Here is a 22383-nt window from a genome sequence, read left to right on the forward strand (position 1 = left end):
TCACATCGTGAATTCATGCGGTTCGACGGCGTGCATGAGCCAGCCTGCACCCGCCCGCTGTCGCACGACGAAATGGTCCAGCTACACGGCTTCGCTTCGCAAGCGCGGGTCGCTACTGATCTGGCTGGACAAGGAGATGATGTGGCTCGCGCCGCACGACGACAGCCCAGTCGCCCCGCGTTGTTCTCTAATGCTGCGATCCAATTCGGTCTGACCATCAAGGTCTTGTTCAAGCTGCCTCTCCGGCAAACGATCGGAATGGTCGCCGGCCTTCCGAAGTTGGCGGGCCTGGGCGGTGCCGGACTACACGACGCTCGGCCGTCGGAAGAAGACGCTCGCCATTCAGATCCTGTACAGACGCGCCGATGGCGTCCTCAAGCTGCTGGCTGAAAGTACCGGCCTCGAGTTTCTGGGCGATGGAAAGCGGCAGGCGCTCAAGCACGGCGTTAAAGGCTCTCGTTGATGGCGCAAGGTGCATCTTGTCATGGATGCCGCGCCGTTTGAAATCCGCGCCATGGAATTCACTTTTAGCAACAATGATGACAGTCCCAATCTTACCAGAATTTCTCAACCAGATCCACGAAGGCGAAGAGATCGGCACCGCGACTGCCCTTTCTCGGCAGATTTGCGCAGCAAATCGCCTGCCGGGCACTGCATGGAGCGTATGGCACGCGCCGTTGCCGCGCCGCCATCATCGACCGTCAGACCACGCCTTATCATCCCTATCCGCAAGAACGAGCGCCCGTGGAAAGAGGACTGCCCGGCGGCAATCATCCGCAACGAAACCCTTCGCATCACCCGGCATTATGACAGGGCGTTCTGGAAGCTCCCATCGCCAGCATCCTGCGGATGCGCCTGCCGGGCTGTGGAAGGACCGGATACCATGACCGGAGCCGGATCGAGGCGAAAACGCGGTGCCTCTAGGCTTTCTGTTAGCGCATCGCCGCAAGAGGCGCGGACCGGCAAACCGCCGAAATCCAGATCCGCATCGCCCTCATCAATTGTTGCAATGCGCTCGGCACCGCTATCGTCTTTGTGGTATAACGCTGACGGGGAAAGGGGCATCATGCCTCATTCATGAGTTGCGCAACAACGCCCTTCTGATGTCTGCTTTGGGGCGGCCCGACACGTTACCCTTTCGACGGGCCTTCCATTCGCTGCGCTGCGTGAAGTCCGCTTCGAGCCCTCTCTGATTAACGCTGCGATAGAAACGATTATCGGCTTCTCGCGGTCTTGGTCCTCAACCCTTCGGATGGGGCCAGCCCGTCATCGACGCATGTGCGACCTTCAGCAGTGTTTCTCGATCGGCACCGTCCCGGGCAAGGACTGACATGCCTTGCGTCACGGCAAGGGCGAGATCGGCCAGCACCTCCGACTGCGTTGCCTTTGGCAGCAGTCCCTGTTTGATGTCGCGCTCGATCCGTGCGACGATGACGCCGCGAATGGCGCGTCGCTCCCCGGCCGCGGCCTGTCGCACGTCCGCGGCCCCCTTCGATCCGGTGGCCGCGGCACTGGCGAGCAGGCATCCCCGCGGTGTCGCGTCGCTGGTGAAGAGCCTCGCCGCATTCTCGATCATGCCCGCGACGGCATCCCGGGCGGTCGGGGCAAGATCCATCGCCTTCTCAAGATCGCGCGGATCGCCCGCATAGAGCCGCAACGCTTCGAGGAATAACCGCTTCTTGTCGCCGAACGCCCCGTAGATGCTGGGAGCGGTCACGCCCATCGCGGCGGTCAGATCGCTGATCGAGGTCGTCTCGTAGCCGCTTTCCCAGAACGCAAGCATCGCCTTCCGGAGGGCATCATCTCGATCGAACGACAAGGGGCGGCCGGTCTTGCGGCGTGGCTCAGAGGGGCTTTCCATAGCAATCGTTAGTAAACCGGTTGACCTCACCGCTCAAGATCCGCATGTAAATATATAACGACCGATATGAAACTCAGGAACACCTTATGTCCCTCACGAATTTCCGCGCTCTCGGCCGCTCCGGCCTGGTGGTCAGCCCGTTGTCCCTTGGCACGATGACCTTCGGCCCCGGCGAGTGGAATGCCGACGAGGCGGCGTCGCGCGAGATCTTTCAGGCCTATCGCGACGCGGGCGGCAATTTCGTAGATACCGCAGACATCTATTCCAGCGGTGCCAGCGAGGAGCTGGTCGGCAAGTTCATCCACGAGACCGGGTCCCGCGACGACATCGTTCTGGCCACCAAGTTCGGCTTCAACGGGTCCAGCAGCCCGCTGACCGCCAAGGAGGGCGGCGGGGGCAATCCCAATGCCGGTGGAGCGGGATCGAAGAACATCCATCGCGCCCTGGACGCGTCGCTGAAGCGGCTCGGCACCGACTATGTCGACCTCTACTGGATGCACATCTGGGACGGCGTCACGCCGGTCGAAGAGATCGTGCAGACGCTGGGCGACCTCGTGCGCGCCGGCAAGATCCGTCACTACGCCTTCTCCGATGTGCCCGCCTGGGTCGCGATGAAGGCCGCGACGATCGCCTCCGAACGCCGGGTACCGGGCCCGATCGCGATGCAGCTCGAATACTCGCTGGTCGCGCGCGAGGTCGAGGCAGAGCATTTTCCCGCCGCGCGGGAGGGCGGGATGGGCGTCATGCCCTGGAGCCCTTTGGCCGGAGGGTTTCTGACGGGGAAATACAGACGCGACGATACCGCCGATACCGGCCGGCTGAGCGGTGCCAATCCGTTCGGCGACAGCAAGTTCACGGACCGCAACTGGGCGATCCTCGACACGCTCCGGGAGGTGGCGGCCGAGCTCGGCTGCGAGCCGGCACAGGCGGCGCTCGCCTGGACCATGGCACGTCCGGGCGTTGCCTCGACCCTCGTAGGTGCACGCACGGCGGCGCAGCTGAAAGGCAACATCGCGGCCGCCAGCATCGGCCTGAACGACGACCAGATGAAGCGGTTGAACGACGCCAGCGCGCCGACCCCCGGCTTCACCTCCTCCCTCGCCTCTCCCACGATCCGGAAGATGCTCTACGGTGGGCATGAGGTTACCGCTTGGGGGGAATGAGAAAACCGGCGGCGCGGGATGAAATGCAAAGCGGACATCTCGCGCAAGATCGGGAACGGCCGTTTAATGCCGCAAGGCGGGCATTGGCACTGTGCGCGATGCTTGGACGTCCGGTTCTGTGAAGCCGTGCTGCAGCGATGACCCGACAGGCGAGCGGATATTGAGGGCAGCGAGCGGCAACCGATCTTACGTTCCTGCTGCCCGGTGCGCCACACCGCCGCGGGCTGACGTCGAGACCATGCAGTTCATCGCTGCGCCGAACATCGAAGCGTGAAAGAGAGAACAAGTGGTTATGCGGGGCACCGGATGCTTCTCCATTCTGGGAAGGATCGCCTGATCGGCGGCGGCTCGTGCCAAGGTCTTAAGCCTCGCTTAAGGTTCGGACGGTCTGTGCCTGCCGGAGGCTTCAAAAATGCGCGTATTGATCGTCGAGGATGACGCGGTTCTGGCGAATGGGCTGGTCGTGGGATTGCGTCTCGGGGGCTTCGGGGCCGACGTGGTTCATACGATCGGCGATGCGCGGGTCGCGCTGTCGGGCGGTGGCTTCGAGGGCGTGGTGCTCGATATCGGGCTGCCGGACGGATCGGGCATCGACCTCCTCGTCGAGCTACGGCGGGCAGGGAACGCGGTGCCGATCCTCCTTCTGACCGCGCGGGATCAGGTGGCTGATCGCGTCGCGGGGCTCGATCATGGGGCGGACGATTACATGGGCAAGCCCTTCGACATGGACGAGCTCGGGGCGCGGCTTCGCGCGCTTCTGCGCCGGGGCGAGGGACGTGCAGCGCCCGGCCTTGCCTGGAACGGTCTCACGGTCGATCCGGGGCGGATGACCGGGCTCATGGACAGGCGTGATCTGCGATTCTCGGCGCGGGAGTTCGCCATCCTTCATCATCTGATGGAACGTCCGGGCACGATCCGTTCGAAGGGCGAACTCGAGGAACGGCTTTATGGCTGGACCGGCGAAGTTGAGAGCAACACGGTCGAGGTCCACGTCCACAAGCTGAGGGCGAAGCTCGGAGCGGGGTTCATCGAGACCGTCCGCGGTGTGGGCTATCGCGTTGCACCGGAGGGAGGCCCATGTCGATCCGCCTGCGGCTGATCCTGACGCTTCTTGCCGCGACGGTCGCGGTATGGCTGTCGGCGGTCCTGTGGATCCAGCATTCCACGCGCGCGAAGGTGGAAGACGTGCTCGACGCGCGACTTGCGGAATCGGCGCGGATGGTTTCCTCACTCCTCGCCGATCGTCGGATCGACGTCGCCGATGCGTCAACGGCCTTCGAAGTGCCAATGGCGGAGGACGCGACATATTCCAGGCAGCTCACATGCCAGATCTGGTCGCTTTCAGGTGCCTTGATAGGTCAGTCGAGCGGGGCGCCGGAGACACGTCTGACCGACGGTACCGAAACGGGCTACGCTTTCTCCTCGATCGACGGAGAGCGGTGGCGCGTCTACACCGTGGTCAATCCGGCGCTCGGTGTGAGGGTCATGGTCGGCGACAACGTGGCGGTTCGCGACCGGCTGGTGAGGGACGTGATCGGAGGGCTCCTCTGGCCTGCGGCTGTCGTTCTGCCGGGGCTCGCGGTGCTGATCTGGATCGGCATTGCCGGTGGTCTCGCGCCACTCGACCGTCTGGCCGCGTCGTTGCGCGAACGGGAGGCGAGCGACTTCAGCCCTCTCCCCGCCGGGTCCGCCCCGGCGGAGCTGCGCCCGGTCCGCACCGCATTGGATGGCCTGTTCGCCCGCGCTGCGAAGCGGCGGGAGACCGAGCGGGATTTCACGGCATTCGCCGCGCATGAGCTCAAGACGCCGCTGGCAGGGTTGAAGACCCAGGCCTGGGTCGCGCGCAGGGCAGAGGATGACGCGACGCGGAGCGCGGCATTGCAAGAAATCGAAACCTCGGTAACCCGGACCGACCGCCTCGTCCGGCAACTCCTGGAGCTGACGACGGTAGAAGGCGATCATCTGCCCGCCCAGGTCTTCGGGCTCGACGAGATCGTTTCCGAGGTTGAGCAAGAACTGGCATCCCTGGCAGCAGATCGAGGAGTGAGCATCGTCACCGAGCCGATACCGGCGAACCTGGCGGTGCCGAGGTTCCTGCTTCATGCGGCAATCCGCAACGTCCTGGAGAATGCGCTTCTTGCATCCGGGGCAGGCGGCACGGTCCGAGTTCGCGCCGCTTGCGATACGCATCGCTGCCGGATCGAGGTGGCCGACGATGGCCCCGGCATCCCCGAGGCGATCCGTGACATCGCGACGGACCGCTTCGTGCGGGGCCGCAGCGGCCCGGGCAGCGGGCTCGGCCTCGCCATCGTGGCTGTGGCGATGGAGCGGCTCGGCGGGACGCTTGAGTTGATGCCGGATCGACCGGGCCAGACAGTGCGCCTGACGGTGCCGTGCGACGTCAGGCCGGGCGGCGGGCGATGAGGTCGATCACGGCGGAGCGGCCGACATGGGCCGTGCCCTCGGCAAGGTCGGCCTCGAAGGCGTCGAGGGTCACGATCCGCCAGTCGGAAAAGGCGTCGCGCAGCATCCGCTCGGTATAGAGATGGTCCGGATGGGGCGGTCCGCCGGTGCCGAACTCGAGCTGCTTCGGCGTGTAACCGTGGAGGAGGATGATTCCGCCGGGGCGCGTGCTGCGCTTCATAGCATCGAACATCCGCAAGCGTTCCGCGGGTTGGGCGAACTGTATGAAGATGCCCACGACAACATCGAAGGCAGCGTCGGGCCAGTTAAAGCTTTCCGCATCCGCCACTTGGAACTCGACGTTCTGTCCTCGATCGGCTGCAAGGCGACGGGCTTTTTCCACCGCAACGGGAGACGCATCGAAGGCGGTGACACCAATGCCACGCTCGGCCAGCCAGACGGCGTTCCGCCCCTCGCCGTCGGCGACGCAGAGCGCGCGCCCGGTGGTCGGCAGATGTGCCGCCTGGCGCGGCAGGACGGTGGCGGGTTCCGTTCCAAAAAGGTAGCCGTCACTTGTATATCGCGTATCCCAGTCGGGCATTCTCAGAACCTGTTCGCCGGGATCTTGAAATAGCTGTGCCCGTCGGCCTCGGGTTCCGGCAAGCGGCCGCCGCGCAGATTGACCTGAAGAGCGTGGAGCATCTGCTTGGGCAGACCGAGCGTCGCGTCGCGCGTTTCGCGGATCTCGACATATTCGTCCTCGGGGATGCCGCCACCCAGATGCTTGTTCGACGCTTTCTGCTCGGCCACGGTACTCTCCCAGGCGGGCTCATCACGGCCGTCCGTGCCGTAATCGTGGCCGATGAAGATCCTGTGCCCGTCCGGATGATCGAGGATCGCCGTCAGCGACGCATAGAGATCCCGCGCCGAGCCGCCGGGGAAGTCGCAGCGCGCGGTGCCGACATCGGGCTGCATGAACGTGTCGTGGGCGAAGATCGCGTCGCCGATGACATAGGTCACGGAGCCGAGCGTATGGCCGGGCGAGAGCATGACACGTCCGTCGCATTCCCCCACCCGGAACGTATCGCCATGGGCGAAGAGCCGGTCGAAATCGGCATCGGGGTCGAAGGCGTCGGGCATGTGGTAGATCTCGCGCCAGAGGCCGGCGATGTCTCGTACCTTCTCGCCAATGGCCGTAGGCCGCCCGGTTTGCGCCTTGAGCCAGGCCGAGGCCATCAGGTGGTCGGCATGGGGGTGCGTGTCGAGGATCCATTCGAGCTCCAGCCCCTCGCGGTCGAGATAGTCGAGCGCCCATTGCGCGTGGTCCGTCGAGGTCCGCGCGGCCGCCGCGTCGAAGTTCAGGACGACATCGATCAGCGCGGCCTTCCTCGTCGCCTCGCAGATGGCGATGTACTGGCACGATCCCGAAACCGGTTCGTAGAATCCCACCACACGGGGGGAGCCGGTGCCGGTGGAGGGGCTGACTTTCGACAGGATGTCCATCTTCGCCTCTTTCATTCTGCTGCGGATTTCGAAGGGAGCCCGGCAAGCGCGGACCAGGCGTCGTACTGGCTGAGGAAGACGCGGCCGTTCAGCGCGTCGAGGAAATGCGTCGTCTCGAGCCGGTCCATGACGGGGCCTTTCACCTCGCTGAGATGAAAGCCGATCTCGAGTTCGGTGAGACGCCGGTTCACCGCCTCGAGGCTTTCGAGCGCCGAGAAGTCGATGTCGTTCACCGCCGGGCACATGAGGACCACGTGGCGGAGCGCGCATCCTTCGCTGACGCGGTCCTGGACCAGCGTCTCGAGGAACCGCGCGTTGACGAAATAGAGGCTTTCGTCGATCCGCAGGGTCAGAAGATGCGGGTCGGTTTCGACATTGTGTCGGTCGACGTTGCGGAAGTGATGCGTGCCGGGAACGAGGCCCACCTCGGCCACGTGGGGCTTCGAGGTCTTCACGAGATGGAGGAGCAGCGAAACGGCGACGCCGGTCGCCACGCCGATCTCGACCCCGGCCCCGAGCGTCAGGAGGATCGTAATGGCGACGGCGGCAAAGTCACCCCTGGAATAGGCCCATGTGCGACGCAGGATCGACAGGTCCACGAGGCCCAGAACCGCGACGATGATCGTGGCTGCCAGCGTGGCGTTCGGCAGATAGAAGACAAGCGGTGTCAGGAACGCCGCGGCGAGCGCCAGTCCAGCGGCAGTGAAGGCCCCGGCCGCGGGCGTTGCGGCACCGGCATCATCGTTCACGACCGAACGGGCGAAGCCGCCGGTCACCGGGTAGCCGCCGGTGAAGGCCGCACCCAGGTTCGCCGCGCCGAGGCCGATCAGCTCCTGGTCCGGATCGATCCGGTCGCGTCGCTTTGCGGCCAGCGTCTGGGCGACGGAAACGGATTCCACGAAGCCGATGATCGAGATCAGGATCGCCGGGATCAGGAGCTGGCGGACCAGATCGGGTGACAGGCCCGGCAGGGTGAAGGGCGGCAGGCCCTGCGGCACGTCCCCCACGACGGCCACGCCCGCCCGATCGAGCGACAGCGCCCAGACCGCCAAAGTGGTCACGATGACGGCCAGCACCGGCCCGGCCTTCGTCAAGATATCGGCAAGCGTCGGACCGGCACCCAGCCTCAGCAACGCCGGTTTCATGCCCCGCCGCACCCAGAAGAGAAAAGCGGAGGCCGGAATCCCGATGGCCATGGTGGCCGGATGGATCTGATCCAGATTGGAGACGATCGACGCGAACATCTCGATCAGGGTGTGCCCCCCGGCCTCGATCCCGAGAATGTGGCGCAGCTGCGAGGCCGCGATCAGGATGCCGGAGGCGGTGATGAACCCCGCGATGACGGGATGGCTCAGGAAATTCGCAAGCATCCCCATGCGAAAGACGCCGAGGATCACGAGAAACCCGCCCGACAGCCCCGCGAGCGTCAATGCCGCGGCGGCATAGCCGGCCGTCCCCTGTTCGGCGACCTGCCCCACCGCCGTGGCGGTCAGAAGCGACACCACCGCAACCGGCCCGACGGCCAGCGACCGCGACGTGCCGAAGATCGCATAGAGCATGATGGGCGCGATGGAGGCGTAGATCCCGGCCTCGGCGGGCAATCCGGCCAGCAGCGCGTATGCCAGCGATTGCGGGATCAGCATGATCGTCACGATCAAGGCCGCCAGCGCATCGTTTCCGAACGTGGCCCCGTCGTAGCGGCGGCCCCAATCCAGAATGGGGAGGTATCTGCGCAGCGTGCGGATCATCGTGGTCCCGGTTGTTCAGAAGGGCCGGCGGCGTAGCCGCTGGTGGAAAAGATTATGCCCGTTCGGTCGGCGCGTCCTGCTGTGCGAGGCCCGGGGCAGCCAGCCATTCGCGGCCCTTGAGCATGCCTTGCCAATAGATCGGCGGCAATATCTGCGCCTTGAGCATCCATGCGAGCTTCGTGGGCCTCGTGCCGTCGAGAACCCACTTCGGAAAGGTCGGGAGCAAGGTGCCGCCATACCCGAATTCGGCCAGCACGATCTTGCCCCGCTCCACCGTCAGCGGGCAGGAGCCATACCCGTCATAGGCGGCGACCGCCGAGCTACCCTTGATGTCCGCCACGATGTTCTCGGCCACGGTCGGGGCCTGCTTGCGGGCGGCGGCGGCCGTCTTGGCGTTCGGCGCGTTCATCACGTCGCCGAGTGACCAGACGTTGTCGTAGGTCTTGTGGCGCAGGGTGTGCTGGTCGACGTCCACCCAGCCGGCGGCATCGTCGGCCAGTGGCGAGACGCGGATGAAGTCGGGTGCCGTCTGCGGCGGGCAGACATGGAGCATGTCGAACGCCATCTCGCGCGTTGTCGGCTCCTCGCCTGCCTTCGTTACCTTGAACGTCGCCTTTCGCGCGGGCCCGTCCACAGCGACGAGGTTATGGAAGAAGTCGAGCGTGGCGTCGTACTTCTTCACGTACTCCATCAGCGCGGGCACGTAATCCTTGACCCCGAAAAGCACGCCGCCGGCATTGGCAAAATGAATGTCGATGTCCTTGAGCCGCCCCTGCCTGTGCCAATGGTCGGCGGACAGATACATCGCCTTCTGCGGCGCACCGGCGCACTTGATCGGCATGGGCGGCTGGGTGAAGAGAGCCGTCCCGCCCCGCATCTTTTGCACGAGCTCCCACGTATAGGGCGCGAGGTCGTAACGATAGTTCGAGGTCACGCCGTTCCGGCCCAGCGTCTCTCCCAAGCCTTCGACCGCGTTCCAGTCGAGCTTCAGCCCCGGGCAGACCACGAGCCGATCGTAGTTCACGACCCGACAGCCTTCGAGCACCACGGCGTTCTTCTCCGGCTCGAAGGCCGCGACCGCGTCCTTGATCCAGGTGACGCCCTTCGGGATCAGCGCGCCCGTGGTTTTCGCTGTGTCGTCGGCGGTGAAGATGCCGGCACCGACCATGGTCCAACCCGGCTGGTAGTAATGCACCTCCGCCGGTTCGACGATGGCGACGGAAAGGCCCGAGCGGCGGGACTGCAACGAGGCCGCCACCGCGATGCCCGCGGCCCCGCCGCCCACGATGACCACATCGTACTTCGCGTCGCCCGTATCGGTCGGCACGCGGCCGCCATTGGCGATCCGCCGCGCGACGGGGTTCAGGTCGAAACCGGCCGCCTTTCCGCGCGCGAGGATGTCGGCCATCGGGCGATGACCTGCCTGGCTCAGCGCCCAGAGCGTGGCGGACCGCGTACCCGACCGGCAATGGGCAAAGATCGGCCCCGGCAGTTCCTCGAGCGCCTTGGCGAAAGCCGCGACCTCGGCATCCGAGATTTTTCCGGTCTCGACCGGGATGTGACGCGCCTCCAGGCCCTGCTCCCGTGCGGCCACCTCGATTTCCGCGAAGGCAGGCTGATCGTCATCCTCACCGTCGGGGCGGTTCACGATGATCGAGCGGAAACCGCGCGCTTTCAGGTCGTCCAGGTCGGTCGCTGCGATCTGCGGTCCGACCGAGATCCGGTGGTCAAGTTTCTTCACGTCCATGGTATTCTCCTCCTCGGAGCCCGACGGCGATACCCTTGAATGGTAAGACGACCACCCCTTGCAGTGAAATTGACTTTGCAGCACGTCGTGATCGATTATATCGATAACGAATGACCACGCTTCGCCAATTGCGGTTTCTCGTGGCCCTCGAGGAGACATGCAGCTTCTCGCAGGCCGCCGGGCGCTGCAATGTCACCCAGTCCACCTTCTCGGCGGGGATCCGGGAATTGGAGGACGCTCTCGGCGTTCAGGTCGCCGAACGGACGCGGCAGAACGTATCCATGACGCCCCTCGGGACCGATCTCGCTGCCCGAGGACGGGATATTCTAGCCTCCGTGGCCGATCTCGAGGATCATGCCGCGCGCGAGGCGGGGACCGGCGGCGCGCTCCTGCGCATGGGGGTGATCCCCACCGTCGGCCCTTTCATCCTGCCGCGCGCCCTGCCGCTGATCCGTGCGCGGCTGCCGGGGCTCAAGGTCTCGCTGCGCGAGGAACTGACGGACAGCCTTGTGGAGTCGCTGCTGGCCGGTCGGCTCGACCTCGTCCTGATGGCCCTGCCGCATCCCGTCCCGGCGCGCGTGGAAACCCGCACCCTGTTCGAGGACAGTTACCACCTCGCCACGCGGCTGGACCATCCGCTCGCCAATGCCGGGTCCGTGGAGGGCGAGGACCTGAATGGACGGCGTCTCCTCCTTCTCGACCGGGGGCATTGCCTCCAGCGCCATGCGCTTTCCGCCTTCCCCGAGGCGCTTCTCAGCGAGGATGAGAGCTTTGCCGCGACCAGCCTGCCCACGCTCGCGGCCATGGTGGAGGAGGGGCTGGGTATCACGCTGCTGCCGGACCTCGCCATCGCCGCAGGCGCGGTGACCGGGCAGCATCTCTCCCTCACCGCGCTTCGCGGGGCACGACCGCGGCAGATCGTGCTTGCCTGGCGCAAGAGTTCCGCCCGGTCCGAAACGTTCGAACAGATCGGAGCGTCCCTGACCGAGGCCCGTGATACGCTTTTCGCCGAGGCGCATTTGCCGGATTGACGGCCTCAGCCGTCGACGAACGCATCCGATCCCATCTTTGGGTAGAGGACGACGCGCGTGTTCATCGGCACCTGTTCATAAAGCTGCACGATGTGCTCGTTCGTGAGGCCCGCACAGCCGTTCGACACCGCGCGCCCGATCGTGCGCGGATCGTTCGTGCCGTGGATCCTGAGGAACGTGTCGCCGCGCCCTTCCTGAAAGAGATAGAGCGCGCGGGCCCCGAGCGGGTTGTCGGGACCGCCCTCCATCCCCTCTTCCGCGTAGGGCTCGTAGAGTTCGGGCTCGCGCTCGATCATGCCGGGCGTCGGCATCCATGAGGGCCATTCCTTCTTGGCCCCGACATAGAATGCGCCCGCCTCATAGAGGTCGTCGCGTCCGACCCGGATCGGATAGACCCAGGCGCGGCCCTCTGGCAGCGTCCAGTAAAGGCGAAAGTGATCGGGAAAGACGTGCAGTTCGTGGGGCGGTAACGGATGACGAAGCGTCACCACATGCGGCTCCATCACCGGCTGGTAGTTCTGCGCGGCGAGCGCACTGGGCAAGAGGGCAGCTGCTGCGCCGCCCGCGAGAACTTTTCGGCGTGTGGGAGCCATCAGATCACCCTCACCTGCGTGCCGACGGGGCAGATGCCGAACAATTCCTCGATCTGGTGATTGTAGAGCCCGATGCAGCCGTCGGAGGAAGGTCGCCCGATCTTGCGCGTGTCGTGGGTGCCGTGGATGAGATAGGCGGGCCAGCCGAGATACATGGCGTGCGTCCCAAGTGGATTGTCGGGCCCCGGCGGCATGTATTCCCAGCCGAAGCGCTCGCGTTGCGATTGGGTGGGGGTCCAGTCGGGACCGACTTTCTTGCGCACGATCTCGGTATAGCCGCGCTTGGTCAGCTCGTCCGACATCGGGACGGAGGTAGGGTAGATGCGGTAATCCGCGCCGTCGCCGCTCCAGTAGTGGACGGCCCGCGATGTCGTGTCCGAGATGAGCGTGGCGACGCCCAGATCGTCGAAATGGTCGCGCCAATCGGGCATGGTAAAGCTCGACGCGTTGCGGCGAAGGCCGCCTGTCTGGGCGATAGCCGGCGCGGCGAGACCCGCACCAATCGCGGAAACCCCGATCAGAAGGTGACGGCGGTTGATCCTGGAACTCATACTGCTCTCCTCTTTAGTTGGTTTTGGTCAGGTTCTTCCACGAACCTTAAGCCTGCCTGAAGGCCATCAGCCTCGCCGCGTGGCGGCAATCGCGGCTTCGAGCGTTTCCCGATCGATCGCGCCACCGAAGAGCGTGGTGCCGACGACGAAGGAGGGCGTGCCGCGAAAACCGAAAGCAGCCGCCTGCATCTGGTTGCGCTGCATAAGTCCATCCCATCTCGAACGATCGTCGCGATAGGACGCCATGGCCCGCTCTGCAGGTACATGCTGCGTGACCGCTTCCTCGACACGCTCGATGCTGAGCCGCCCCTCCAGATTCATCAGTGTCTCATTGACCGCGCGGTATTCGTCGAGCTCGACGGATCCAAGTCCGAGTTGTGCCGCGCGGACCGAGGGGGCACCGAAGACCGGCCAGTCCTTGAGGACGAGCCTCACGCCCTGATCAGCTTCCGCCACGGACTTCAGCATGGGATGTGCCTCCCAGCAGAAGGGGCATTGATAGTCGAAGAACTCGATCACCGTGACGTCGCCGTCGGGATTGGCGAGGATAGGTGCGTCGGGATCGTAGAGGACCTCGTCCACGGTGAGCTGGTTCTCCTGCGCGCGGGCAAAGCTCGGCAAGACAAGGGCCGCGCCTGCGGCGGCGAGGATCGAACGACGTGTCGGCATCAGTAAAGCTCCGTTCCGATTTGGGTTGGGGGAAGTGACCCCGGCGGGCGCGTTCCGCGCCCCGATTCCTCGGGCGAGAGGACGACGACGCGTGTACCGCTTCGGACGCGGTCGGCCAGATCGACGATGTCCTGGTTGTAGAGCCGTATGCAGCCCGACGAGGCGGCCTGACCGATCGTCCATGGCTGTGACGTGCCATGGATGCGATAGAGCGTGTCGCGTCCGCCCTGGTGAAGATAAAGCGCGCGCGCCCCGAGCGGATTGTCGAGCCCGCCCTCCATGCCGCCGGCATGCGGCGCGTAGAGTTCCGGCTCGCGCGAGATCATGTTCTCGGTCGGTGTCCAGGACGGCCAGTCGCGCTGATAGGGGATCACCGCCTCACCGTCGAATTGACGGCCTGCCTCCCCCACCGCGATGCCGTAGCGGATCGCCCGGTTGTCCTGCAGGATATAGTAAAGGAACCGCTCGTAGGGGTCGACGACGATGGATCCGGGTGTTTCGTAGGTCCAGTAGTCCACTTCCTGACGCGCATTGCGCTCCGACAGGAACCGCGCGTCGACGGCGGGAATGATCGTCTCGCCATCGTCGACCGCCCCGTACATCTGCAGGATTCCGGGATCGATCCGGGGCGAAACCGGGATCGTTGCGACATCCGGTCCGGGGCGGGCACAGGCTGCGAGAACAAGAGAAGCCGCAAGCGCGAGGATGGGTCGGATCACTGTATTTCTCCTCCGAGGTCTTCGAGGCGTGATGTGAACTCCGCGCGGGAGATCTCGCCCGTATGGGCCGCGACGAGCCGGCCGTCCGCATCGTAGAAGAGCGTCGTCGGAAGCCCCATCGCTCCCAGACCACCGAGAAGATCACCCTCGGGGTCGAGCAGGATGCCCTCGCCGGGGAGGTCCACATCGTCGAGGAATCCGGCGATCCGGGGCGGCGTCTCGGCCTGATTGGCGAAGACCACATCGACGCCTTCGGCCCGGGAGGCGACGTCCATCATCATCGGCATCTCGCGACGGCAGGGCGGGCACCACGTGGCCCAGAGATTGATGGCGAGCGGGCGTCCGGCACGTTCCGAGAGCACGACCGGTGGGCCTTCATAGGCAAGGAACGGGGTATCGGGCAGGCCGCTACCGCCATCGGAAGCGATCAGGAACGGCGTGATCGCTCCGGCGAACGCCGCTGCAAGGGTGCCGGATATGACCGGTGCGACCATTCCGGATCGACGAATGGCGAAGACAAGGGCTGTGCCAAGAAGACCGATCGTTCCCGTCCGGACGGAGAATCCGCCCTGCCAGACGGCGAAGATCTCGAATGGATGCTGCGAAAAGGTCTCCCAGTTCTCAACCACGAATCCGATCCGCGCGAAGACGACCCAGGCGATGAGCAGGCCGAAGACCGGCACGTCCGCGCCGCGCCATCGTGCAACGAGCCCGGCGACGATCGCAAAGGCGAGGGCCGCCATGATCGCGGCGAAGCGGTCGCCGTCGAAGAGGAGGGGTCCGATCTGCACGGCGCTCATCGCGACACCCCCGCGAGCGAACCCAGCATGTCGGCGGAACCGACCTCGCCCACCAGGCGGGTGCCCGGGACTTCGCGGCGGCCCGCGTCGAGGAAGACCATGGTTGGCGGACCGACGGAGCCGAGCTCGTCGAGGAGCGCCTGGGATGCGGGGCCGAAGTCCGAGACGTCCACCGAGATGGGGGCGAGGTCGGCGAGGGCCGACTGCACGTCGGCATCGGCAAGGGCGTGCCGTTCGATCATCCGGCAGGACGTACACCAATCTGCAGTGACGTAGACCATGCTTGGGCCGGTCGCGGCGTCGAGCGCGCCGTCGAGCCCGGCGCTGTCCGTAACGTTCGCGAAGACGGCCTTCGGGTCATCGGCCGATGGATCGCCGGCGAGAACGGCGAGCGGACGCAGGGGGTCATGGGCACCGGACGCCGCGCCGACCGCCTGTAGGCCGCCACCAAGCAATGCCAGGAGGCCGAGGCTCGTGGCACCGCGCCGGAGGCCGCCGGCTTCCGGCGACAGGCGGTCGAGGGCACCTAGAAAGACGCCGGTGCCCACGAGGAGCGTGGCCCAGAAGGCGAGGGCCAATGGGCCGGGCACGATCCGGCCGATCATCCAGATGGCAAGGCCGAGGAACACGATGCCGAAGGCCTGCTTGGCCCGCTCCATCCACGCCCCGGCGCGCGGCAGGATCTGCGCTCCGAAGGCGCCGATGGCGAGAAGCGGCACGCCCTGCCCGAGGCCGAGCGCGAAAAGGGCTGCGGCACCAAGGGCCACGTCGCCTGTCCGCGCGATATAGAGGAGGGCACCGGCAAGGGGGGCGGTGACGCAGGGCCCGACGATAAGCGCGGAGGTGAAGCCGAGCCCTGCGGCACCTCCGAGCGATCCGCCGCGTCCCCCGATCCGCTGCACGCGGGTGGTGAGGGCGGAGGGAAGCGCAATGTCGAACGCACCGAACATGGTGAGGGCAAAGACCACGAAAAGCGCCGCGATGCCGCCCACGGCCCAAGGCGATTGCAGTGCCATCTGCAGGTTTTGCCCCGACCAGGCCGCCACGACTCCGAGGAAGCCGAAGGCAGCCGCCATGGCGACCACGTAGGTTCCCGTGAGCGCGATGCCGCGGCCCATGGTCAGATCCTTGCCCTGGCCGGTCACCATGCCCGCGACGATGGGGAACATGGGAAAGACGCAGGGCGTGACGGACAGGAGGAGCCCGAGACCGAAGAATGTCAGCACGACGAGGCCTGCGCCGCCCTCGAACCCGGCGATCCCGCGATCCTCGGCGAGCGTGATCCCGGCGGTGCCGGACGATGCCGGCAGTGCCGGGTCGGCGTCGCTGGATGTCGGCGCGGATGTCATTCCGCGCGGTCCGGAGAAGGGGCCGCCCGCCTCCGATGCGCCGGTTTCTGCGCTGGCTGAAGCGCTGGCCGGGATCGCGTCGAGAGAGACCCGCTGCGGCGGGTAGCAGATGCCCTCGTCCTGGCAGCCTTGCCAGGTGATCGTCACGTTCCCGTCCGTGGCCGGCAGACTTGCTGTGGCGGTGTCGTAATAGATCTCCACGCGTCCGAAGGTCGGGTCGTCCTTGACGATCCCCGGTGCCGTGGCAATCGGGATCTCTCCCTTCGGACCCTCGGCCGAGAGGTGCTCGCGGTAAAGGTAGTACCCGTCCTCGATGTCGAAGCGAAGACGGGTTTCTCCGTCCTCGATCTGGGCACTCAGGCGGAAAGCCTCGGCTGGAGGAAGAGGCTCGCCCGACTGTGCGGCCACCGGGGCCGCGAGAGACATGAGGAGCGCGAAGAAGAGTGCTATGCGTATCATGGGCTCGATCTGCGCCGGCAATCTTATGCCAGGCTTAAGGTCGTGCGGATGGGCGGATGTTTCGCACGTAGGCCGCGCATGAGGCCGCTGCGGCACCTGCTCTTCCGCAAGGCCAACCAAGTGGCAACGCCGCGACAGTTGCTTGTTGTGGGCGGAGGCCCAGTGATCTGGGTCGGTGGAATCAGGGCCCTTCCTCGTCTCCGCGACCGGCTCAACGGGTTCGATTTCCTCGAACTTGACCGGCCGAACGGGTTTCGCCGGCTCATGGCAGGCGGCGGGCCAATCTCATCGGGAGGAGGATTCAACTCGATGGCCGCTCACAAATTTGCTGTGGCCACTGAACTGATACGGGTCACGGGCAGCTTCGTCCGCGAAGTGTGAGTTCGGGGTTGGCCGATGTCCCGACCGCGGCGAACGGCCGGTTTGGTGGGCCGCGCCGCGGCATCCGGAAGAGCGGTGAACTGCAGGATCGCGCCGCTTGCGCCTGCCTGAGCGCCGCGGACGGAAGCGGTATGCTGCAACGCCTCTACTTGCTCCGAGCCGTTTGCCGAAATGCTCTCACTCTTCCGGGCGTGCCCGGTAGATTGTGCGGGACGAATATCGCAATTCGAGATTATGCAGCGTGCGACGGAGAAGCTTCCATTTCGCCGGTCGATGTCAATATTCGCTGAAGATGCGGCGCAGCTCGGCGCTATCGTCGGTGACGGTAAGACCCATCATCATGAGGATCAGCGCCTTCTGGGGGGCGAGGTTGTCAGCGCTCAGATCGTAGTAGTCGCCGCCTTCGACCGTGAATCTTCCGTTGCTGCCACGGTTGGCGATCGCGACCTTCACACCCTGCTCCATTGCCGCGGAAAGGGGCGGGCGCTGGCCTGCATGTGCGGAACCTGTCGCGAAGGCCGCGACGACGATTCCGTCGGTGCCGTCCGCCACCAGCGCCTCGATCAGTACCGGGTTCGCATCGACGTACGAGTAGAGTATTTCGACCTTCGGTAGATCTTCCGCGCTTTCGATTTCATCCAGGTTGAACTCGCTTTCGGTCGTATGTCGCCGCGTGGGCGTGCGGTAGAACGCCGCTTCGCCGCCCGAAACGATACCGAGCGCACCGACGTCGAGTGATTGCCAGCTATCGACGCGGCTGACTACCTGCTTCACCACGTCTCGCCCCGAGTGGATCAACTCGTTTGCGACGAGCAAGACGCCCTTGCCGGTACTTTCGGGCGTTCCAGCGGTAATGACCGCATCTACAAAGTTGCGACTTGCATCCTCTGACAAGGTGGTCCGCTGGCGCTGAGCCGCCGTCACCACAATGGGCTTCTCCGTATCGAGTACGAGGTTGAGGAAGTATGCCATGTCCCCGGAGGTGTTCGACCCGATCGTCACCACATAACCGTCGATCTCAGGCTCTTCCTCCAGAGACCGTTCGATCGCCTTCGCCGTATCGATGAACTCTTGCCAACCAAGGGTTGAGCTGCCGACGCGGGTGACTTCTTCGGTTTGCAGTTCTGCCAGCGACTCTACCACGGGCAGCGCCTCGATCACCGCGTCGACAGAGAGGCGCCCGTCGGGCGTGTTGGCGATTGTGCCCCCCGTGGCGACCACTTTTATGAGGGGAAGATCGCTCTCTTGGGCCGTAGCGGTAAGCGATGTCAGTGCAAGTGCCGCACCGACGGCAGCAGTCGTTGCAAACTGCCTTATCGAGAAATCAAGCATATCTACGGTCCCGTTTCTGTTGCATCCGCATCCATGCGCCGCAACTGGACGTTCCCAAAGTTCATGAGAGCCGACGTCCTGCCGAAGTGTGCAAGAAGGGCCGCAATCGCGAAATCGTCGTGCAACCTGCCTGCGAACGCAGCAGGTTTCGAGAAATTCGTGGACGAGAAATGTGTCCGTGCAGGTGAACTTCGAGGTCCGGTGATACTATGCCCCGTCCCGAATGACCGCTTCAGGGAAGCCGTGTCACAGGGCTATCGGGGACTACGAACATCAGCTTGGGGATCGGCGCGAAAGGCGTTCCAATGCTGCAATTTCCATAGCGCTCAAAAGGCATAGCGGTGAGTTAAGCCACCAGCGGCCTGACCGTCTATGAGACGGCAGTGTCTGCGTGTCCTGTCGAGGGTAACCTGCGAAACGCCCGCGATCCGTTCAACAGGCCGTAACGCGGCCGCGTCCGCTTGATCGGGTTCTTGATGCCAACGCGATAGACACCGGCAGAGTTAATTCGCGTCGCCACGCTCGACACGATCTGCGCGGTCGCGCCGGGTGCGGTGATGAGCAGATAAAATCTGGGAGAGCTACATCGACGGCACGTACCACGAAGACCCGGCGCGAATCGTCGCATCCGGTTTGTGATGAATCTCAAAGTCCAAGGTGCCGGCGACGAGTTCCGGCTGCATGGTCATCGACGACGGGCCGATCCGCCGTTGTCCGGCCTCCGACGTCCGGAGGACGTCGGGAAGGATCGCAGACGACGCGGACCAGAGCGATGTGCCCCGGCACCAGCTGGCCGAGGCTTACGGATCGTGTCCGGCGTTCCCTCCTTTGCCTTGGGCGGACTGATGGAAACGGCCCGCGAGGCTTAACCCGTGACTGAAATCCGGATGAGAACTGTTCGGCTTCGCAGTATCGCCGTCTGATGGGCTGCGTAGCGCCGAGGCGGCTTGGGTTTCTGCCCCAATCGTCCGGATCTGCCCAAGCCGCATCTAGCGCATCCGCATGACGAGCGGCACGAGAATGACGAGGGCCAGGATCCGCGCGAAATGGTGCAGCGCGACGAATGCCGGATCGTATCCGAGCGCGAGCCCGATCGCCGCCATCGCCTCGACCCCGCCGGGGGCGTAGGCGATCCAGACCTGCCCGAAATCCAGCCCGGTGAGCGCCGCGGCCAGCGCGGCAAATCCCAGCGACAACAGAAACGAGACCGAGACCGTGATGATCCCAGCTGCCGCAAAGCGGGCCATCTGGCGACGATCCACGCGGCTGAGCCGGGTGCCGAGCGTCGACCCGGTGATCGCGAAGGCGAGGAAGATGACCCAGCCGGGGGCCGATCCGGTGGCGAGCCCCGTCGCGTGGGCGACGGCGCTCACGACCATTCCCGTCAGCAGGCAGGCGGCGGGGATGCCTGCGCGCGCGCCCGCGAGCCCCACCGCCAGCGAAATGGCGAGAAGAACCACCAGCTCCGGAAGGGCCATCGCGTGAGTGACGATGCCGACCTCTGCATCGGGCGCGTCGAGAAAGATGGCGAGTGGCGGGACTGCGACCACGAGAACGAGAAGGCGCAGCACCTGCAGGAACATAACCGCGGTCGGGTCGCCTCGACCTTCTATGGCGATCGCGACGGCGTTCGACATCGTGCCGGGCGAACTCGCCAGTGTCGCGGTTTCGGCGTCGAGCGAGAACACCTTTGTCAGGACAAGCCGTCCAGACAGGATCGTGGCGATCAGCGACAGGATCAGGATGGCGAGGCTGGAACCCCAATCGCCGATTTCCAACAGCAGCGTCCCGTCGATCCCGGATCCGAGCGACAGGCCGATCGCCGCGAAGGCCACGTTGCGCAGCTGGGCAGGCAGCGCAACGGGGAGGCCGGCCGCCGCCGCCGCCCCGACGGCAAGCGTGGCACCAATGAGCGCCCCGGCCGGAATGCCAGCGAGGGCGGCCAGTGCCGCCCCCGTCAGACCCGCCGCGAGGGCAGTAGACCAGGATCGATGCGCTGCCGTCACTCAGACGAGACCGCCTCGGTCCGCATCGCCCTCCATCCTGCGCGCCCGGCGCGTGAGGTAGACCGGCAGCGCGACGACAAGGACCGCCAGCACGTAGAGCACGATGCTCTTGTAGTCCGAGACGAGAATGCTCCAGTCGCCGCCCGAGATGGACAATGCGCGACGCAGGTTGTTCTCGAAGAGCGATCCCAGCACAAAGCCGAGGATCACCGGCGCGAGTGAGAAGTCCATCTTCCGCAGGAACCAGCCGAAGATCCCGAGGCCCGTGATCAGCAGCAGGTCGAACGGATTGCCGACGATCGTGTAGATCCCGATGAAGGCAAGAATCGCGATGAGCGGCGTCAGATAGTGCTGCGGGATCGTCAGCATCCGCGCAAAGAGCCCCACGAGCGGCAGGTTGATGACCAGCAGCGCGACGTTGCCGATATACATCGACGCGATCAGGCCCCAGGCCACGTCGGGTCGCTGCGTGAACATCAGGGGGCCGGGCTGGATGTTGAACATCAGAAGTGCCCCGAGGAGGATGGCCGTCGTGCCAGACCCCGGAATGCCCAGTGTCAGCATCGGCACCATGGCACCGCCCGCGGCCGCGTTGTTCGCGGCTTCGGGTGCCGCGAGGCCGCGCATGTCGCCATGGCCGAAGGTCCCCTTGCTGTCGGACAGCCGCTTTTCGGTTCCGTACGCCACGGCCGAGGCAACGGAGGCGCCCGTGCCAGGCAGGATGCCGATGAAGAACCCGATGACCGAGGACCGGGCGATGGTCCATTTCGTCAGGGCGATGTCCGACCAGCGCACGAAGCTCTTGTCGACCGGCAGCGACTTCAGCTTGCCCGAGACCTGATGCTCGACCAGCGTCAGCAGCTCGGCCATCCCGAAGAGACCGACGACGACGATCAGGAAGTCGATCCCGGCGAGAATGTCGGGAATGCCGAATGTGTAACGCGCCACGCCGGTATTTGCGTCGACCCCGATCGTGGCGAGCATCAGTCCGATCGTGGCCCCCAGGAGCGTCTTTGTCGTGCTCTTGCCCACCAGTGAGGCGAGCGAGGCGAAGGCGAAGACCATCAGCGCCACGTAATCGGCCGGCGAGAACGTCACCGCGAAGGCCGAGAGCAATGGCGCGAAGAGCGACATCAGGACCACCGCGAAGGTGCCGCCGATGAATGACGCGACCGCCGAAAGCGAAAGTGCGCGCCCCGCCTCGCCGTTGCGGGCCATCGGATTGCCGTCGAGCGTGGTCATGACTGCGCCCGCATCGCCCGGAACGTTGAGCAGGATGGACGAGATCCGGCCGCCGTATTCGGCCCCGTAATAGATCCCCGCGAGCAGGATCAGCGCCGATTCCGGCCCGAACCCAAGGCCATAGGCGATGGGCAGCAGAATCGCGACGCCGTTGATCGGGCCCAGGCCCGGCAGCGCTCCGATCAGCGTCCCGGCAAAGCAGCCGGCGAGGACGAGGAACAGGTTGAACGGGTCGAGCGCGACCCCGAATCCGGTTGCGAGACCGGAGATGACGGCTTCCATCAGCTCTCTCCTTCTGACGCGGCGGGGCTGGACGGCTCGAACAGGGTCTCGAAGATCTCGCCCGCCGGCAGGTTGAGATCGAGCAGCATGACGCAGAGCAGGTAGCCGGCGATGCCCGCGGCAAGGCCGAACGCGGCGGAGCGGAGAATCCCGGCCCCGAGCATCGCCGCCATCGTCGTGCCGAACAGGATTGTCGACACGATGAAGCCAAGCGGCTCGTAGAGTTCGGCATAGGCGACGAGCAGTATGATCGTCGCCGCGAGGCGGAACCACGTCCGCCCGGTCACGCCCAGGCTGTCGGTATCGGGCTTCCACAGGATGATGAGCAGGCAGACGATCGCCACGATGGCGAGCAGTCTGGGCCAGCTTTCCGGGCCGAGCGGGTCGTACTGGAATGGGGCGCTGATGGCCGTGAACGCGATGACCGCATAGGCCAGCGAGACGACCAGGAGGACCCCGGCGAAGATACGGTCAGCCATCCGGCCCCCCTTCGATGTTCTGATAGGCAAGGACCGGTCCGGCGGTGCAGCCCGCCGGACCGGTC

At 65.3% G+C, this 22383-nt stretch carries 19 protein-coding genes and 1 pseudogene; 5 read left to right on the plus strand and 15 right to left on the minus strand.

Going from position 1 to position 22383, the window contains the following annotated elements:
- Positions 1 to 34: 34 nt before the first annotated feature.
- Positions 35 to 1044, plus strand: a pseudogene (locus RVY76_RS15185) (IS5 family transposase).
- Between the two features lie 196 nt (positions 1045 to 1240).
- On the opposite strand, the gene RVY76_RS15190 reads toward RVY76_RS15185, so the two are convergent.
- A complete protein-coding gene (locus RVY76_RS15190; protein ID WP_317377095.1) occupies positions 1241 to 1783 on the minus strand; it encodes a TetR/AcrR family transcriptional regulator in 543 nt (180 codons plus the stop codon).
- 164 nt (positions 1784 to 1947) lie between these two features.
- On the opposite strand from RVY76_RS15190, the gene RVY76_RS15195 reads away from it, so the two are divergent.
- From RVY76_RS15195 to RVY76_RS15205, 3 genes are all read left to right on the plus strand, one after another.
- On the plus strand, positions 1948 to 3024 hold the full coding sequence (locus RVY76_RS15195) for an aldo/keto reductase (RefSeq protein WP_317377096.1): 1077 nt from the start codon (positions 1948 to 1950) through the stop codon (positions 3022 to 3024).
- 412 nt (positions 3025 to 3436) lie between these two features.
- On the plus strand, positions 3437 to 4123 hold the full coding sequence (locus RVY76_RS15200) for a response regulator transcription factor (protein ID WP_317377097.1): 687 nt from the start codon (positions 3437 to 3439) through the stop codon (positions 4121 to 4123).
- Complete coding sequence (locus tag RVY76_RS15205) at positions 4102 to 5448, plus strand: sensor histidine kinase (protein ID WP_317377098.1); 1347 nt, start codon at positions 4102 to 4104, stop codon at positions 5446 to 5448. Before RVY76_RS15200 ends, RVY76_RS15205 begins: the two co-directional genes overlap by 22 nt.
- Here the strand turns inward: RVY76_RS15205 and RVY76_RS15210 are convergent.
- Genes RVY76_RS15210 through RVY76_RS15225 form a run of 4 tightly spaced genes read right to left on the minus strand, consistent with a single transcriptional unit; the run spans position 5426 to position 10425 of the window.
- Entirely contained in the window at positions 5426 to 6028 is a 603-nt protein-coding gene (locus RVY76_RS15210) for a class I SAM-dependent methyltransferase (RefSeq protein WP_317377099.1), read from the minus strand. The genes RVY76_RS15205 and RVY76_RS15210 overlap by 23 nt on opposite strands.
- Before the next feature lie 2 nt (positions 6029 to 6030).
- Complete coding sequence (locus tag RVY76_RS15215; protein WP_317377100.1) at positions 6031 to 6945, minus strand: MBL fold metallo-hydrolase; 915 nt, start codon at positions 6943 to 6945, stop codon at positions 6031 to 6033.
- On the minus strand, positions 6942 to 8678 hold the full coding sequence (locus RVY76_RS15220; protein ID WP_317377101.1) for a sulfate permease: 1737 nt from the start codon (positions 8676 to 8678) through the stop codon (positions 6942 to 6944). Before RVY76_RS15220 ends, RVY76_RS15215 begins: the two co-directional genes overlap by 4 nt.
- A gap of 52 nt (positions 8679 to 8730) precedes the next feature.
- Positions 8731 to 10425 (minus strand): TIGR01244 family sulfur transferase, encoded by a 1695-nt coding sequence (locus RVY76_RS15225; protein ID WP_317377102.1) that lies wholly within the window; start codon positions 10423 to 10425, stop codon positions 8731 to 8733.
- A 110-nt stretch (positions 10426 to 10535) separates the two neighbouring features.
- Here RVY76_RS15225 and RVY76_RS15230 point away from each other — a divergent pair, with 110 nt between their 5' ends.
- Positions 10536 to 11456 (plus strand): hydrogen peroxide-inducible genes activator, encoded by a 921-nt coding sequence (locus tag RVY76_RS15230; protein WP_317377103.1) that lies wholly within the window; start codon positions 10536 to 10538, stop codon positions 11454 to 11456.
- A 5-nt stretch (positions 11457 to 11461) separates the two neighbouring features.
- On the opposite strand, the gene RVY76_RS15235 is transcribed toward RVY76_RS15230, so the two are convergent.
- The 10 genes from RVY76_RS15235 to RVY76_RS15280 form a co-directional block, all read right to left on the minus strand.
- Positions 11462 to 12049 carry a L,D-transpeptidase gene (locus RVY76_RS15235; RefSeq protein WP_410796048.1) on the minus strand — a complete coding sequence of 196 codons (588 nt, stop codon included), beginning with the start codon at positions 12047 to 12049 and terminating at the stop codon, positions 11462 to 11464.
- Complete coding sequence (locus RVY76_RS15240; protein WP_317377104.1) at positions 12049 to 12600, minus strand: L,D-transpeptidase; 552 nt, start codon at positions 12598 to 12600, stop codon at positions 12049 to 12051. Before RVY76_RS15240 ends, RVY76_RS15235 begins: the two co-directional genes overlap by 1 nt.
- Positions 12601 to 12666: 66 nt before the next feature.
- Positions 12667 to 13269: a DsbA family protein gene (locus tag RVY76_RS15245; RefSeq protein WP_317377105.1), complete on the minus strand. Its 603-nt coding sequence runs from the start codon at positions 13267 to 13269 to the stop codon at positions 12667 to 12669.
- On the minus strand, positions 13269 to 13988 hold the full coding sequence (locus tag RVY76_RS15250; RefSeq protein ID WP_317377106.1) for a L,D-transpeptidase: 720 nt from the start codon (positions 13986 to 13988) through the stop codon (positions 13269 to 13271). The genes RVY76_RS15245 and RVY76_RS15250 overlap by 1 nt, the downstream gene beginning before the upstream one ends.
- Positions 13985 to 14788 carry a TlpA disulfide reductase family protein gene (locus RVY76_RS15255; protein WP_317377107.1) on the minus strand — a complete coding sequence of 268 codons (804 nt, stop codon included), beginning with the start codon at positions 14786 to 14788 and terminating at the stop codon, positions 13985 to 13987. Before RVY76_RS15255 ends, RVY76_RS15250 begins: the two co-directional genes overlap by 4 nt.
- Positions 14785 to 16596, minus strand: a complete 1812-nt coding sequence (gene dsbD / locus RVY76_RS15260) for a protein-disulfide reductase DsbD (RefSeq protein WP_317377108.1) — start codon at positions 16594 to 16596, stop codon at positions 14785 to 14787. Before dsbD ends, RVY76_RS15255 begins: the two co-directional genes overlap by 4 nt.
- Positions 16597 to 17253: 657 nt before the next feature.
- Entirely contained in the window at positions 17254 to 18309 is a 1056-nt protein-coding gene (locus tag RVY76_RS15265) for an asparaginase (RefSeq protein WP_317377109.1), read from the minus strand.
- A gap of 989 nt (positions 18310 to 19298) precedes the next feature.
- Complete coding sequence (locus tag RVY76_RS15270) at positions 19299 to 20315, minus strand: AbrB family transcriptional regulator (protein ID WP_317377110.1); 1017 nt, start codon at positions 20313 to 20315, stop codon at positions 19299 to 19301.
- Positions 20316 to 21839: a tripartite tricarboxylate transporter permease gene (locus RVY76_RS15275; RefSeq protein ID WP_317377111.1), complete on the minus strand. Its 1524-nt coding sequence runs from the start codon at positions 21837 to 21839 to the stop codon at positions 20316 to 20318. It abuts the gene before it with no gap.
- Positions 21839 to 22318 carry a tripartite tricarboxylate transporter TctB family protein gene (locus RVY76_RS15280; protein ID WP_317377112.1) on the minus strand — a complete coding sequence of 160 codons (480 nt, stop codon included), beginning with the start codon at positions 22316 to 22318 and terminating at the stop codon, positions 21839 to 21841. The genes RVY76_RS15275 and RVY76_RS15280 overlap by 1 nt, the downstream gene beginning before the upstream one ends.
- Positions 22319 to 22383: the final 65 nt, after the last annotated feature.

This window comes from Palleronia sp. LCG004, from assembly GCF_032931615.1.
Lineage (GTDB): Bacteria > Pseudomonadota > Alphaproteobacteria > Rhodobacterales > Rhodobacteraceae > Palleronia.

Coding starts and splice junctions, on each gene's coding strand:
- RVY76_RS15230 (WP_317377103.1), top strand. CDS start 10,536: ATGACCACGCTTCGCCAATTGCGGTTTCTCGTGGCCCTCGAGGAGACA.
- RVY76_RS15280 (WP_317377112.1), bottom strand. CDS start 22,318: ATGGCTGACCGTATCTTCGCCGGGGTCCTCCTGGTCGTCTCGCTGGCC.
- RVY76_RS15235 (WP_410796048.1), bottom strand. CDS start 12,049: ATGGCTCCCACACGCCGAAAAGTTCTCGCGGGCGGCGCAGCAGCTGCC.
- RVY76_RS15275 (WP_317377111.1), bottom strand. CDS start 21,839: ATGGAAGCCGTCATCTCCGGTCTCGCAACCGGATTCGGGGTCGCGCTC.
- RVY76_RS15265 (WP_317377109.1), bottom strand. CDS start 18,309: ATGCTTGATTTCTCGATAAGGCAGTTTGCAACGACTGCTGCCGTCGGT.
- dsbD (WP_317377108.1), bottom strand. CDS start 16,596: ATGATACGCATAGCACTCTTCTTCGCGCTCCTCATGTCTCTCGCGGCC.
- RVY76_RS15255 (WP_317377107.1), bottom strand. CDS start 14,788: ATGAGCGCCGTGCAGATCGGACCCCTCCTCTTCGACGGCGACCGCTTC.
- RVY76_RS15200 (WP_317377097.1), top strand. CDS start 3,437: ATGCGCGTATTGATCGTCGAGGATGACGCGGTTCTGGCGAATGGGCTG.
- RVY76_RS15240 (WP_317377104.1), bottom strand. CDS start 12,600: ATGAGTTCCAGGATCAACCGCCGTCACCTTCTGATCGGGGTTTCCGCG.
- RVY76_RS15220 (WP_317377101.1), bottom strand. CDS start 8,678: ATGATCCGCACGCTGCGCAGATACCTCCCCATTCTGGATTGGGGCCGC.
- RVY76_RS15215 (WP_317377100.1), bottom strand. CDS start 6,945: ATGAAAGAGGCGAAGATGGACATCCTGTCGAAAGTCAGCCCCTCCACC.
- RVY76_RS15195 (WP_317377096.1), top strand. CDS start 1,948: ATGTCCCTCACGAATTTCCGCGCTCTCGGCCGCTCCGGCCTGGTGGTC.
- RVY76_RS15205 (WP_317377098.1), top strand. CDS start 4,102: ATGTCGATCCGCCTGCGGCTGATCCTGACGCTTCTTGCCGCGACGGTC.
- RVY76_RS15210 (WP_317377099.1), bottom strand. CDS start 6,028: ATGCCCGACTGGGATACGCGATATACAAGTGACGGCTACCTTTTTGGA.
- RVY76_RS15225 (WP_317377102.1), bottom strand. CDS start 10,425: ATGGACGTGAAGAAACTTGACCACCGGATCTCGGTCGGACCGCAGATC.
- RVY76_RS15190 (WP_317377095.1), bottom strand. CDS start 1,783: ATGCTTGCGTTCTGGGAAAGCGGCTACGAGACGACCTCGATCAGCGAT.
- RVY76_RS15245 (WP_317377105.1), bottom strand. CDS start 13,269: ATGCCGACACGTCGTTCGATCCTCGCCGCCGCAGGCGCGGCCCTTGTC.